Source organism: Paraburkholderia xenovorans (assembly GCF_046030735.1).
GTDB classification, from domain to species: Bacteria; Pseudomonadota; Gammaproteobacteria; order Burkholderiales; family Burkholderiaceae; genus Paraburkholderia; species Paraburkholderia xenovorans_A.
Genome location: NZ_JAQQBV010000030.1, coordinates 41,891 through 56,077, shown reverse-complemented (window position 1 = coordinate 56,077; position 14,187 = coordinate 41,891). Strand labels below are relative to the sequence as shown.

At 61.7% G+C, this 14,187-nt stretch carries 10 protein-coding genes; all 10 read left to right on the top strand.

All coding sequences use genetic code 11. The features are described 5' to 3' along the window. The first annotated feature begins 126 nt into the window (after positions 1 to 126). The 10 genes from PQQ51_RS25640 to PQQ51_RS25595 all read left to right on the top strand — a co-directional run bounded on the left by PQQ51_RS25640 (position 127) and on the right by PQQ51_RS25595 (position 14,151). Positions 127 to 1,170 (top strand): LacI family DNA-binding transcriptional regulator, encoded by a 1,044-nt coding sequence (locus tag PQQ51_RS25640; RefSeq protein WP_408499683.1) that lies wholly within the window; start codon positions 127 to 129, stop codon positions 1,168 to 1,170. Positions 1,171 to 1,318: 148 nt separating this feature from the next. Then, positions 1,319 to 2,248, top strand: a complete 930-nt coding sequence (gene rbsK, locus PQQ51_RS25635; RefSeq protein ID WP_408499682.1) for a ribokinase — start codon at positions 1,319 to 1,321, stop codon at positions 2,246 to 2,248. Positions 2,249 to 2,605: 357 nt separating this feature from the next. Then, positions 2,606 to 4,381: a methyl-accepting chemotaxis protein gene (locus PQQ51_RS25630; protein ID WP_408499680.1), complete on the top strand. Its 1,776-nt coding sequence runs from the start codon at positions 2,606 to 2,608 to the stop codon at positions 4,379 to 4,381. A gap of 410 nt (positions 4,382 to 4,791) precedes the next feature. Then, a complete protein-coding gene (locus PQQ51_RS25625) occupies positions 4,792 to 5,553 on the top strand; it encodes a hydratase (RefSeq protein ID WP_408499679.1) in 762 nt (253 codons plus the stop codon). A gap of 776 nt (positions 5,554 to 6,329) precedes the next feature. Next, entirely contained in the window at positions 6,330 to 8,252 is a 1,923-nt protein-coding gene (locus tag PQQ51_RS25620) for a PrkA family serine protein kinase (RefSeq protein ID WP_408499678.1), read from the top strand. 237 nt (positions 8,253 to 8,489) lie between these two features. Beyond that, positions 8,490 to 9,761 carry a YeaH/YhbH family protein gene (locus PQQ51_RS25615; RefSeq protein WP_408499676.1) on the top strand — a complete coding sequence of 424 codons (1,272 nt, stop codon included), beginning with the start codon at positions 8,490 to 8,492 and terminating at the stop codon, positions 9,759 to 9,761. 188 nt (positions 9,762 to 9,949) lie between these two features. Further along, a complete protein-coding gene (locus PQQ51_RS25610; protein ID WP_408499743.1) occupies positions 9,950 to 11,473 on the top strand; it encodes a SpoVR family protein in 1,524 nt (507 codons plus the stop codon). A gap of 179 nt (positions 11,474 to 11,652) precedes the next feature. Then, positions 11,653 to 12,219, top strand: a complete 567-nt coding sequence (locus tag PQQ51_RS25605; RefSeq protein WP_408499675.1) for a nucleotidyltransferase domain-containing protein — start codon at positions 11,653 to 11,655, stop codon at positions 12,217 to 12,219. Then, entirely contained in the window at positions 12,197 to 12,676 is a 480-nt protein-coding gene (locus tag PQQ51_RS25600) for a hypothetical protein (protein WP_408499674.1), read from the top strand. The genes PQQ51_RS25605 and PQQ51_RS25600 overlap by 23 nt, the downstream gene beginning before the upstream one ends. Positions 12,677 to 12,846: 170 nt before the next feature. Beyond that, positions 12,847 to 14,151 (top strand): MFS family transporter, encoded by a 1,305-nt coding sequence (locus PQQ51_RS25595; protein WP_408499673.1) that lies wholly within the window; start codon positions 12,847 to 12,849, stop codon positions 14,149 to 14,151. The last annotated feature ends 36 nt before the right edge of the window (positions 14,152 to 14,187 follow it).

Here is a 14,187-nt window from a genome sequence, read left to right as displayed (position 1 = left end):
GCAAAGCGTGCAGCAAGGTGGGCGGTAGGGCATCAATATTCGCGGTTTGGGTCTGTCATCGATGAAGACGTCCGGCGCGGCGCAGGGGCGCGGCCGGCGGGAAAACAGGCAGGAGAGCAACAGGTTATGGCGACGATCAAGGATGTAGCGGCCGTGGCGGGCGTGTCGTTCACGACGGTTTCGCACGTGGTGAACAACTCGCGGCCCGTGTCGGCCGACGTGCGCGCAAAGGTCGAGCACGCGATTCGCCAGCTTCATTACGTGCCGTCCGCGGTGGCCCGCTCGCTGAAGGCGAAGGCGACCGCGACGATCGGCCTCGTGGTGCCGAACAGCACCAATCCGTATTTCGCGGAACTGGCGCGCGGCATCGAGGACGGTTGCTCGCGCAACGGCTACTGCGTGTTTTTCTGCAATTCGGACGACGATCCGGCCAAGCAGCGCAACTACTTGCGCGTGTTGCAGGAAAAGCGGATCGACGGGTTGATCGTCGCGTCCGCCGGCGACGATGCGGTACTCGCGCAGGCACTGGCCGACGCCCGCGAGCCGCTCGTGATCGTCGACCGGAATATCGAAGGTCTCAGCGCGGATCTCGTGCAGATCGACCACGAGAAGGGCGGCTATCTCGCCACGCGGCATCTGCTGGAACTGGGGCACGTGCGGATCGGCTGCATCACCGGGCCGGTCGAGACCGCGGTCAGCGCGATGCGCGTGCACGGTTTCATCCGCGCGATGACCGAGCGCGGGATCGAGATTCCGGCCGGCGCGATCGTCGAAAGCGATTTTTCGGGGACGGGCGGCCATCGTGCGGCCGGTCAGTTGTTCGACACGGTGAAGCCGTCGGCGATTTTCGCGGGCAACGACATGATGGGCATCGGTGCGCTGCGCGCCGCGGCCGAACGCAATATCAGCGTGCCGCGCGATTGCTCGATCATCGGCTTCGACGATATCGAACTGGGGCGCTTCACTTATCCGGCGCTGTCGACGGTCGGGCAGTCGGTGCGCGCGCTCGGCGATATGGCCGCGCAGACGCTGATCGAACGGATTGCCGGCACCGCGACGGGTAACAATACGCACGCGCCGGGCCGTCGGCGCGTGGTGTCGCCGCGGCTGATCGTGCGCGAATCCACGTCGACGTGGGCGGGTGTGGCGAAGCGCGATCTCGCGGCTTGAGTCGGGGGATCGGCGGGAGGTATTGGCGAAAAGCGTCGGTGGGAGCGATCGGCGGGAGATGTTGGCGACAAGCGTTGGCTTGGAGCGATCGGTCACAAGCATCGGCGCTAAGCACTAGCGCGAAGCAGCGGCAATAGAGGAGAAGCCAGTGGCAAGCAATGAAACGCGTGGACGTGTCGCGGTGGTCGGCAGTCTGAACATGGACCTCGTGGCGCGCGCGCCGCGCCTGCCGCATCCCGGCGAGACGCTGGCCGGCCGCACGTTTGCTCAGGTTGCGGGCGGCAAGGGCGGCAACCAGGCGGTCGCGGCTGCGCGCCTTGGCGCGCAGGTGTCGATGCTCGGCTGTGTCGGCGCGGACGGCAACGGCGCGCAATTGCGCGCCGGGCTCGAAGCGGAAGGAATCGACTGCACCGCCGTCGAAACCGGCAAGGAGGCGACCGGCGTCGCGCTGATCGTCGTCGACGATGCGAGTCAGAACGCGATCGTGATCGTCGCGGGCAGCAACGGCGAAGTCACGCCGGCCACGCTCACGCGTCACGAAGCCTTGCTGGCTTCTGCCGACGTCGTAATCTGCCAGCTCGAAACACCGCCGGAAACGGTGCGCGCGGCGCTCGCCGCGGGCCGTCGCCTCGGCAAGACCGTGATCCTGAATCCGGCGCCCGCCACCGGCCCGCTGCCCGCCGACTGGCTGCCGCTGATCGACTATCTGATTCCCAATGAACTTGAAGCGGCGACGCTGACCGGTTTGCCGGTCGCCACGCCCGAGGACGCGGACAAGGCCGCTGCCGCGCTGCGCGCCGCGGGCGCGCGCAATGTGCTGGTCACGCTGGGTCCGCGCGGCGTGTACGCGGCGCTCGAAGGCGCCGCCGCCGCGCTTTACGACGCGCCGAAGGTCGAAGCCGTGGACACGACCGCGGCGGGCGACACGTTCATCGGCGGCTTCGCCGCGCAACTCGCGCAGGGCGCGAGCGTCGACTCGGCGATCCGCTTCGCGCAACGCGCTGCGGCGCTTTCCGTCACGCGTGCCGGCGCCCAGCCGTCGATTCCGACGCGCGCCGAACTGGCCGCCCTGGACTGATCTCGGCCTGAGCTCGGCCGGCGTTTTTGCAGACGAATCCACGCCAGATTGTCGCAATAACCTCTACAACTTCCCGCAACTTCAATCAATTCGCCCGGTGACGAAGCCGTCACCGTCGCGCGAAAATGCGCCCCGCATTGTTTTTTGATGCCCTCTGCATCAACCAGAGGCCGCCGTAGTTCTTCCAATTTCTTACATCACGCATTCTTCATACAATTTAAATCCTTCAAGTCCCTTGATCTTGTGCCGTAAACAAATTTAGAGCGCCGCACCCAAAAGCGCCGACTAACGCAGACGCCGCACGTTACATCCCGCGCTGCGAACGCAGCCTCTCATTTGTTACGCACAGGACCAAGCATGTTGAACAAGGGCATCACGATCAAGGCGCGGATTGGCCTCACGATGGCTTTTCTCGCCGCGTTGCTGGTCGCGACCGGCGTATTCGGATTGTTCGGCATGAGCCGTTCGAACGAAGCCTATCGCGAGACTTACGCCAACGAAATGCCGAGCGCCGTCGATATCGGCAACTCGGAACTGTATGCGGCGCGCGAGCGTCTGTCGCTCGACCGCGCGGCTTTCCAGGCCGGCACGCCGGACTCCGCCGGGTCGCTCGACCGTGCGCGTGCGATGCGCACTCTGTCGGACTCGTGGTGGAAAAAGTACATGGATTTGCCGCGCGAGGCCGACGAGGACCGGCTCGCACAAGTGGTCATCGCCAAACGTGATGTGCTGCATCAGCAAATGGACGCATTCGCTGCGATCGTGGCCGCCAACGACCAGACGAAAGTCATCGATGGCGCGAAGCGCCTGCAGGTCACCTACACCGAACTGTCCGACGCCGACGACGCATTGCGCAAGTACCAGTTCACGTCCGCCGCCGAGGGTTTCGACTCGGCGCAAAGCAGCTTCGCGACGTTCCGCGCGGTCAGTCTCGGCGCCTTGTTGCTGGGCGTGATCGCTGCCGTGCTGTCCTATCTGACGCTGAGCCGCGCGATTTCCCGGCCGCTCGACGAAGCGCTCGGTCACTTCGATGCGATTGCCGCCGGCGATCTGCGCCGTCCGGTCGCGATTACCTCGCGCGACGAAATGGGGCAGTTGCTCGAAGGCATCGCCAAAATGCAGCGCAGTCTCACCGAAACGGTGCGCACGGTGCGCGGCGGCAGCGAGTCGATTGCGACCGCGACGCGTCAGATCGCGGCCGGCAATATCGATCTGTCCTCGCGCACGGAAGAGCAGGCGTCGGCCTTGCAGGAAACCGCGTCGAGCATGGAAGAGCTGACCGGCACGGTCAAGCAGAACGCCGACAACGCCCGCCAGGCGAGCTCGCTGGCGGCCAACGCGTCGGAGATCGCCAACCGGGGCAGCGCGGTGGTCGGCCAGGTAGTCGGCACGATGGGCGACATCAATCAGAGTTCGGCAAAGATCGCCGACATCATTTCGATCATCGAAGGGATTGCGTTCCAGACCAATATCCTCGCGTTGAACGCGGCCGTGGAAGCGGCGCGGGCCGGCGAGGAAGGACGCGGCTTTGCGGTTGTCGCGGGTGAAGTGCGCAGTCTTGCGCAACGCTCGTCCGCGGCGGCCAAGGAAATCAAGGAGCTGATCGACACGTCGGTCGAGCGTGTGCAGTCCGGCTCGGCGCTGGTCGACGAAGCCGGCCGCACGATGACCGAGATCATCGGCGCGGTGCAGCGTGTGACCGACATCATGGGCGAAATCGCGGCGGCCTCGGAAGAGCAGAGCAGCGGCATCGATCAGGTGGCGCGCGCGGTCACGCAGATGGACGAGGTCACGCAACAGAACGCCGCATTGGTGGAAGAGGCGGCTGCTGCGGCGTCGTCGCTCGAAGATCAGGCAGGCAAGCTGCGCACTGCGGTGGCGGTGTTCCAGCTCGAAGAAAGTGGCTACAAGGCGCCGGCGGTGACGGCGCCGAGGCGCGCGGCGGCGCCGGTGCGTTCGACGGCGCTGCGCAAGTCGCCGGCCTCGGCACCGCGCGCGGCGGCTGCCGCTTCTGCTGCGAAAGCGCCCGCCGTGGCCCATGCTGCGGCGCCGGCCGTCGCTGCGACGTCGGTGAAGGCGCCGCTCAAAGCGCCGGTAAGCGCGGGCGGCGAGCAGGATTGGGAAACGTTCTGAGCGTTATCGTGGCCAGCATTGCCACCGTTGCCGCCGCGGAACAACGCGGCGCAACGCGACGACACGCTCATCCCACTCCGCGCGAGCGTTATTGACGCACGCGCCGAAGCGTCGCCGCGTTTCACGTGCGACGACAGCAACGCGATGCGCGATCGCATCGGCCTGCACGTTGCAACATTCGTTCCCGGCAGCCCCACAGACCGGTCGCTGCCGACACAGGCCGATGCAGCAGAAATAAAGACCGCGATTGCGCAGGCAACCGCGGTCTTTTTTCATCCTCCGCGCGTTAAGTAATCGCAAGGAATGCAGCCGATGCCCTGGTGGCCGTCGCGATCCGGTACATTGACGGGCGCAACCTTCAACCCCGCGCTGCAATCAACCGCTCAACGCGCCAGCCATAAAGGACCGACATGACGCCATCCGACCTCGCGCACCGCCTCGTCGCCGCACGCCGGGAGCATCGCCCGATCGATGTGCCAGCCCCCGACAGCCTGCCGCCCGACGCGGCCAATGCGTACGCGATCCAGCAAGCCGTGATCGCGGAATTCGGCGCGGGCACCGGCGGCTGGAAGGTCGGTGCGAAGGCGCCCGGCGCGGAAGCCGCAGGCGCGCCGATTCCCGCGTCGCTGGTGCTGAACTCGCCGGCGCGCGCCGCACGCAGCGCCTTTTTCCGTGTGCTCGTGGAACTCGAGATCGCGTTTCGTTTCAGCGAGGCGATCGAGCCGCGCGGGCGCGCCTATGCACGCGACGAAGTGCTGTCGAAGGTCGGTGTAGTGTTGCCGGCCATCGAGATCGTCGATAGCCGCTTCGCTGAGTGGCCGAACGTCGCGCCGCTCGCGCAACTGGCGGACCTGCAGAACAACGGCGCGCTGATCACCGGCCATGCGGTCGCCTATGCGGGCATCGCACGCGGATTCGATTTCGTGTCACCGGAACTGGAACTCACGCTGGACGGCCGCTCGCTGGTGCCGGAAGTCACCGGCAATCCGGCCGGCGATCCGCGTGAACTGCTGGTGTGGTTCGTGAACCATTGCGCCGCGATGGGCATTACCATCGAGCCGGAATGGACCATCACCACCGGCAGTTATCTCGGCGGTCACAATGTGGACAAGCCGGGCATCGTGCGCGGCCATTTCGACGGTCTCGGAGAAGTGGAAATTGAACTGACATGAGCGCGCGAATGTGTGCGGGAATGTAATGGCGCGTAACTCATGCGTTGAATGTCAACGTCGATGTCGGCGTGAATGTAAAGCGGCTGCCTTCGGGCGGCCGTTTTACATTTGTCGCATCTGCTGTGTGTGCGTCGCCGTATACACCTATTGAAGCGCCGCACGATCGGGCCGTTATTCAGTGATGAATGTGACTGACCCTGTCGGCGACGCGGTTAATACGAACGGCGAAACATAGGTCGGTGCAAGTCATGACGATGTGGAACAAAAGTACGATCGCGTGGACGAACCGCTTGTGCGATGCACGCGAGTATCGCGCATCAGTCGATGCAACGCAGTCGATGCAAGCGTGCGCGAACGAACACATGATGTGAACGAACATGTAACACGCACGTTTTTGTGTAGACCCAATCGATGTGCGGTGCGTTATGGAAGAAACGGGGCCCAGGCGAAAAACGCGTGACGTCCCCACGGATTGCAGCGAAATGTGCGCGATGTGCGCATAGGAAGACGCGCCGGCGTGGAGATCGTCCGATGCATCGGACGGTCTGTGCAATGAAGCATGGCTTCACGATGAACACGTCGATTCGAGCGCAAGATTGTAGGTGACCGAATCTGTGTTTCCAAGTGAGGAATTGTTGGGATGCGGGTACGGCGCGATTTTCGCAACGTAGTTCATGGAAAAAAAATTTAAAAGGGTTTAGGATGAATTCGAGCGATGTCGTTTCCGAATAGCGCGCCGCGCACGACATCGGTCTAGACTTCGGCGAGGAGGTAGCATGGATATCTACAGCAGTTTCGCGACCCGCTTCGAGAAAACGCGAGAAGATGAACTCTCGCTCGAGGAGTATCTCGCGCTCTGCAAAGACAATCCCGCCGCGTACGCTACGGCTGGCGAACGCATGTTGACGGCGATCGGAGAACCTGAACAGGTCGACACTCGCAACGATCCGCGCACGTCGCGCATCTTCGCGAACAAGGTCATCAAGGTATACCCCGCATTCCGTGAGTTCTACGGAATGGAAGACGTGATCGAGCAGGTGGTCGCGTACTTCCGGCACTCGGCCCAGGGGCTTGAAGAAAAGAAACAGATTCTGTATCTGTTGGGCCCGGTCGGCGGCGGTAAATCGTCGATCGCGGAACGCTTGAAACAGCTGATGGAACGCGTGCCGTTCTACGCGATCAAGGGCTCGCCGGTGAACGAGTCGCCTCTCGGTCTGTTCGATTACGACGAGGACGGTCCGATCCTCGAAGAACAATACGGCATTCCACGCCGCTACCTGAAAAGCATCCTGAGCCCGTGGGCGGTCAAACGCCTGCACGAATACAACGGCGATATCCGCAAGTTCCGCGTGGTGCGCCGCTACCCGTCGATTCTTCGCCAGATCGGTATCGCCAAAACCGAGCCGGGCGACGAGAACAATCAGGACATCTCGTCGCTGGTCGGCAAGGTCGACATCCGCAAGCTCGAACAGTACGCGCAAGACGATGCGGACGCCTACAGTTATTCAGGCGGCCTGTGTCTCGCGAATCAGGGCTTGCTCGAGTTCGTCGAAATGTTCAAGGCGCCGATCAAGGTGCTGCACCCGCTGCTTACCGCGACCCAGGAAGGCAACTTCAAGGGCACGGAAGGCTTCGGTGCGATCCCGTTCGACGGCGTGATTCTCGCTCACTCGAACGAGTCGGAATGGAAGGCGTTCCGCAACAACCGCAACAACGAAGCGCTGCTCGACCGGATCTTCGTCGTGAAGGTGCCGTACTGCCTGCGCTACGGCGAAGAGATCAAGATCTACGAGAAGCTGCTGCGTAACTCGTCGCTCGCGAATGCGGTGTGCGCGCCCGGCACGCTGAAGATGATGGCGCAGATGTCGGTGCTCACGCGCTTGCAGGAGCCGGAGAATTCCAGCCTGTTCTCGAAGATGCAGGTGTACGACGGCGAGAATCTGAAGGACACCGATCCGAAAGCGAAGTCGTATCAGGAGTATCGCGATTTCGCGGGCGTCGATGAAGGGATGACCGGTGTGTCGACCCGCTTCGCGTTCAAGATCCTGTCGCGCGTGTTCAACTTCGATTCGACGGAAGTCGCGGCCAATCCGGTGCATCTGATGTACGTGCTCGAGCAGCAGATCGAGCGCGAGCAGTTCCCACCGGAAACCGAGCAGAAGTATCTGTCGTTCATCAAGGACGTGCTCGCGTCGCGCTATGCCGAGTTTATCGGCAAGGAGATTCAGACCGCGTATCTGGAGTCGTATTCCGAGTACGGTCAGAACATCTTCGATCGCTATGTGACGTACGCGGACTTCTGGATTCAGGATCAGGAATTCCGCGACCACGACACCGGCGAGAGTTTCGATCGCGCGGCGCTGAACGCCGAACTGGAGAAAATCGAGAAGCCGGCGGGTATCAGCAATCCGAAGGACTTCCGCAACGAGATCGTGAACTTCGTGCTGCGAGCACGTGCTGCCAATGGCGGAAAAAATCCGGCGTGGGTGAGCTACGAGAAGCTGCGCGTGGTGATCGAGAAGAAGATGTTCTCGAACACGGAGGAACTGCTGCCGGTGATTTCGTTCAACGCCAAGGGGTCGGCGGAAGAACAACGCAAGCACGAAGACTTCGTCAATCGTATGGTGACGAAGGGCTATACGCCGAAGCAGGTGCGCTTGCTGTGTGACTGGTATCTGCGCGTGCGCAAGTCGTCATGACACGCACTGTGTGCCGCCCGCGCGGTCCGACCGCACGGGCACCTTGCGAGACGCAAGTTGCATGGACGTAGCGTCGCATTTGCGGACATGCCTATGCGACGTGCGTTTCGCGCACCGGAAATTGGTGCGGGTGTGGGGTGGGAGCGGGCGGCCAGGTGCCCACTCCGGCCGACATGCTCTGCATGGGGGCAGAGTAGGCGCTGAAGCGCTAACTCTGACCGACATAGGAGGCCGGGCGTGCTTCATCAAATCATCGACCGCAGGTTAGCGGGCAAGAACAAGAGCATTGCGAATCGCGAGCGCTTTTTACGTCGCGTAAAAAACTACATTCGTCGCGCCGTTTCGGAGGCGGTGCGCGATCGCAGCATCAAAGACATCCAGAACACCCAGAGCATCACGATTCCGCGCAAGGACATCGCCGAGCCGTCGTTCCGGCACGGCCCCGGCGGTAAGCGCGAAATGGTGCATCCGGGCAATTCGGACTACATCCGCGGCGACAAGATCCAGCGCCCGCAAGGGGGCGGCGGCGGAGGCGGGGGCAATCAGGCCAGCAACGAGGGCGAGGGGCAGGACGACTTCGTGTTCGAGCTGAGCCGGGAAGAATTCATGCAGTATTTCTTCGACGACCTCGAACTGCCGCGTCTCGTCAAAACCCATCTGATGGCCGTGCCCACGTGGAAAAGCATTCGCGCCGGCTGGGCGGCCGAAGGCACGCCGAACAATATCGACGTGGTCCGCTCGCTGCGCAGCGCGCTCGGCCGGCGCATCGCGCTCGGCGCGCCGCTCGTCAACCAGTTGCACGAGATGGAGCGGCAACTCGAGGTCATGAAGGCCGATCCCGACGATCGCCGCGAAGAGATCAAACTGCTCGAAGAGGAAATCCATCATTTGCGTGGACGCATCTGGCGGATTCCGTTCATCGATCCGTTCGATCTGCGCTATGTGAATCGGGTCAAGCAGCCTACGCCGTCGAGCCAGGCGGTGATGTTCTGTCTGATGGATGTGTCCGGTTCGATGGACGAGCAGCGCAAGGATCTCGCCAAGCGCTTTTTCATCCTGTTGTATCTGTTCCTGAAGCGGAATTACGAAAAGATCGAAGTCGTATTCATTCGTCACCACACCCGCGCCGAAGAGGTCGATGAAGACACGTTCTTCCACTCGACAGAAAGCGGCGGCACGGTGGTGTCGAGCGCGCTCGAACTGATGCAGAAGGTGATGGACGAGCGCTATTCGCCGACTGAATGGAATATTTACGGCGCACAGGCTTCGGACGGCGACAACTGGACAGACGACTCACCCAAGTGCCGCAAGATACTCGCGGATGACATTCTCGAGAAGGTGCGCTATTTTGCGTATATTCAGGTCACGCCCGAAGAGCAGAACCTGTGGCTCGAATATGCGCAACTGGCATTGAGCCGGCCGCAGATGGCGATGAAGAAGGTCGAGACCGCGGCTGACATCTACCCGGTGTTTCATGAGTTGTTTGAAAAGCAGGTGGCGTCTTCATGACAAAACACCTGCACGACGAAGCGCGCGGCGATCAGCCGGAGCGTGGGAAAGGCGTGCCGCAGCAGCAACAGTCGGGGCATGCCGAGGCCGGGGCGGACCATGCTGGCGCCGCCGCAGCCGGAGCAGTCGACACCGCTGCAGCACGGGGACACACCGGAACGCCCGCTGCCGGGCAAAGGGAAGTCCGTATGAACGTAGCCGATAGACGGCCTCTGCCGTGTCCGTCCGACTGGACCTTCGAATTGATCGAAGAGTACGACTCACATATTGCCCGTGTTGCAGAGCAATATGAACTCGACGTATATCCGATCCAGCTCGAACTCATCAGCGCCGAACAGATGATGGACGCGTACGCGTCCGTCGGCATGCCGGTGAATTACCGTCACTGGTCGTTCGGCAAACACTTTCTTTCCACCGAAAAAAGCTACCGTCGCGGGCAGATGGGGCTCGCGTACGAGATCGTCATCAATTCGAATCCCTGTATCGCGTATCTGATGGAAGAGAACACGATGACGATGCAGGCGCTCGTCATCGCGCACGCGGCCTACGGGCATAACTCTTTTTTCAAGGGCAACTATCTGTTCAAGCTTTGGACGGATGCGCACGCGATCATCGATTACCTCGTCTACGCGAAGAATTACATCGCCGAATGCGAGGAGCGCTTCGGGCTCGACCGGGTGGAGGAATTGCTCGATTCCTGCCACGCGCTGATGAATTACGGCGTGGACCGTTACAAGCGACCGCAGAAGTTGTCGCTGGAAAAAGAATTCGCCGCACGCCGCGAACGTGAAGCGTATCTGCAATCGCAGGTGAACGAGTTGTGGCGGACGTTGCCGACCCGGCATACGCCGTTGCCGGAGGAAATCGAGGAACGCTATCCGCCGGAGCCGCAGGAGAATCTGCTGTACTTCGCGGAGAAAAATGCGCCGCTGCTCGAGCCGTGGGAGCGGGAAGTCATCCGCATCGTGCGCAAGGTCGGCCAGTATTTCTATCCGCAGCGCCAGACCCAGGTGATGAACGAAGGCTGGGCGACGTTCTGGCACTACACGTTGCTGAACACGATGTACAACCAGGGCAAGCTGGAAGACGGCTTCATGATGGAGTTCCTCCATTCGCACAGCAATGTGGTCTACCAGCCGCCGGTCACGAAACCGTACTACAGCGGCATCAATCCGTACGCGCTCGGTTTTTCGATGATGAGCGATATTCGCCGCATCTGCGAAGCGCCCACAGAGGAAGACCGCAAGTGGTTTCCCGAACTCGCGGGCAGCCCGTGGTTGCCGGCGCTGCACTACGCAATGCGCAATTTCAAGGACGAGAGTTTCGTCGCGCAGTATCTGTCGCCGCATCTGATCCGGGAAATGCGCCTCTTCTCGGTGCTCGACGACGACATGCGCGATTCGCTCGAAGTCTCGGCGATTCACGACGACAGCGGCTATCAGTACGTGCGCCAGGCGTTGTCGCGGCAGTACGACATGCATCACCGTGAGCCGAACATCCAGGTGTGGTCGGTGAATACGCGTGGCGACCGCAGTCTGACGCTGCGGCATTTCATGAGCGACAACCGGCATCTGTCCGGCGACAGCGAAGAAGTGCTCAAGCACATGGCGCGCTTGTGGCAGTTCGATGTGTATCTGGAGAGCGTCGACGAAAACGGGACCGTGAGGAAGCGCTACGAATGCCGGTATGTGCCGCCGGCGGTGCGGGTGTAGCGGCGCACGGCGATCGATGTGAGGAAAAGGCCAGCTTTTGAGCTGGCCTTTTTTGTCGAAGCTCCGTCGGGGATCGCTCGTTGCGCGGATTACCGGAAAGCGGTACTATTTTACCGTTTTTCGGTATTTGAGTGCGAATACCGATTTCCGGTAACAAAGTACCGAAAAGAGGTATTTTCATGCTCGCAGATTTTCTTCTCACGCCGAAACAGCAGCGCATTCTGGGCGCATTTTTCCTGAACCCGGAGCGCGACTATTCGTTGACCGAGTTATTCGAGTTGAGCGGCGGCGGCCGCAGTTCCACTCAGGATTTTGTCGCGAAGTTACTTGCAGGTGCAGTGATCAGCCAGCGTTCCGGTGGCCGCGCGCTCTATCAGGCGAACACTCAACACCCTCTTTACCCAGAGCTGCGGCAGATCGCGGTAAAGAGTTTTGGTGTCAAGGAGCCGATCGAGCGCGCTCTGGCTGTCCTCGGCGACACAATCAGCCATGCTTTTATATTCGGCTCGATGGCGGCCGGGACAGCAGGTCCTGCCAGCGATATCGACGTCATGGTGATCGGGAGCGCGCGTCCAGGGCGGGTGCAGCGCGAACTCGACGCAGCGGGTGCTGCGCTCGGGCGGGAAATCCACGTCAATGTGTATCCAGAGCATGAGTGGGAGCAAAAGCGGCGCTCGGATCCCGTGCTAGAGTCGATCGATCAAGGTCCGAAAATCATGCTCGATGTTCCCACTGTCGCCGACTGAAAAATTGACCGGCATGCTCAATGCCGGTTTTGTCCGTAAAACGCCGTTCACTGCCGCAAACGCCGTGCAGTTCCGGCGCAACGCTGCGTCGTTTCTGCAAGCAGCCAAGGATGACAGGCATCCGCCCATCGTCCGCTATGCGAATGCATACGAAGCGGTGCACGCGCTAGCAGTCGGCTTTATCTATATTTACGGTCTCGCGCCCAGCGGCGGGGAGGGGCATCGGGTCAAGGTGATTGGAACGCTGCTCGATCACGTCAAGCCGGACCTCGATATCGACGATCGCTCCGAAATCGAATATGCCGCACGGCAACGCAACGAGAAAATTTATGAATCTCCCGCTCCCCCTCCGTCGGTCAAAGCGGTCGACGATTTGATCGCCAGCGTGGACAGTGTCAATGCATTGATCAAGCAGCAATGTGCAGACTGGTACGCACTGAAAGCCGACAAGCTTTAAGCGATGCGGTGCCTCTATAGCATCCTCCGCTCACCCCCATCTTCAACCAACAAACCCCCATCTCTTCCTTGCAATTCTGTAAAATCCGCGCACGCGCAACCGACACTGTCTGACGCGCGTGGAGAAAGCGGCGCTTCGACCGCTATCACCATTCAAGACAAGGAAAGAGCATGACCGACCTGACCGACCAAACCGTGGCCTCGGCCCACGACACCCGGCGCCGCATCTTTGCGATCGTCGGCGCTTCTTCGGGCAACCTGGTAGAGTGGTTCGACTTCTACGTGTATTCGTTCTGCGCGCTGTATTTCGCGCCGGCGTTTTTCCCGAGCGGCAATCCCACCACGCAGTTGCTCAACACCGCCGGCGTTTTCGCGGCGGGCTTTCTGATGCGGCCGATCGGCGGCTGGTTCTTCGGGCGTCTCGCGGACAAACGCGGCCGCCGCACCGCGATGATGGTCTCCGTGTTCATGATGTGCGGCGGCTCGCTCGTGATTGCCGTGCTGCCCACCTACGCGCAGATCGGCGCGCTCGCGCCGGCGTTGCTGCTGGTCGCGCGGTTGTTCCAGGGGTTGTCGGTGGGTGGCGAGTACGGCACCAGCGCAACCTACATGAGTGAAGTCGCGCTGAAGGGTCGCCGTGGCTTTTTCGCGTCGTTCCAGTACGTGACGCTGATCGGCGGCCAGTTGTGCGCGCTGCTGGTGCTCGTGATCCTGCAACAAACACTCTCTAACGAAGAGCTGAAAGCGTGGGGCTGGCGCGTGCCGTTCGTGATCGGTGCGCTGGCGGCGTTGATCGCGCTCTACCTGCGCAAATCGCTCGACGAAACCACCACCGCCGCCACGCGTCAGCGCAAGGAGGCCGGTACGCTGCGCGGCCTGTGGCAGCACAAGACCGCGTTCATGACCGTGCTCGGTTTCACGGCCGGCGGCTCGCTGATCTTCTACACGTTCACCACCTACATGCAGAAGTACCTGGTCAACACGGCCGGCATGCATGCGAAGACGGCCAGCAACGTGATGACTGCGGCGCTGTTCGTCTACATGGTGATGCAGCCGGCGTTCGGCGCGTTGTCGGACCGTATCGGCCGGCGTCGTTCGATGCTGTTCTTCGGCTTCTTCGCGACGATCGGCACGGTGCCCCTGCTGCACGCGCTGAAAGACGTGACGAGCCCGTACGCGGCATTCGGGCTGGTCGTGGTGGCGCTCGCGATCGTCAGCTTCTATACGTCGATCAGCGGCCTGATCAAGGCCGAGATGTTCCCGCCGGAAGTGCGCGCGCTCGGCGTGGGCCTGTCGTATGCGGTGGCCAACGCGATCTTCGGCGGCTCGGCCGAATACGTCGCGTTGTGGCTGAAGTCGGTGGGCAGCGAGTCCACGTTCTACTGGTACGTCACGGCGCTGTGCGCGATCGCGGGCCTTGTCTCGCTGCGTATGCGCGATCCGTCGAAAGAAGGGTATCTGCGTCACGAGCCGTGATAGCAGACGCAAATCTTCGCTGATACGAAAGCGGCG

Coding starts and splice junctions, on each gene's coding strand:
- PQQ51_RS25640 (WP_408499683.1), top strand. CDS start 127: ATGGCGACGATCAAGGATGTAGCGGCCGTGGCGGGCGTGTCGTTCACG.
- PQQ51_RS25630 (WP_408499680.1), top strand. CDS start 2,606: ATGTTGAACAAGGGCATCACGATCAAGGCGCGGATTGGCCTCACGATG.
- PQQ51_RS25625 (WP_408499679.1), top strand. CDS start 4,792: ATGACGCCATCCGACCTCGCGCACCGCCTCGTCGCCGCACGCCGGGAG.
- PQQ51_RS25620 (WP_408499678.1), top strand. CDS start 6,330: ATGGATATCTACAGCAGTTTCGCGACCCGCTTCGAGAAAACGCGAGAA.
- PQQ51_RS25610 (WP_408499743.1), top strand. CDS start 9,950: ATGAACGTAGCCGATAGACGGCCTCTGCCGTGTCCGTCCGACTGGACC.
- PQQ51_RS25605 (WP_408499675.1), top strand. CDS start 11,653: ATGCTCGCAGATTTTCTTCTCACGCCGAAACAGCAGCGCATTCTGGGC.
- PQQ51_RS25600 (WP_408499674.1), top strand. CDS start 12,197: ATGTTCCCACTGTCGCCGACTGAAAAATTGACCGGCATGCTCAATGCC.
- PQQ51_RS25595 (WP_408499673.1), top strand. CDS start 12,847: ATGACCGACCTGACCGACCAAACCGTGGCCTCGGCCCACGACACCCGG.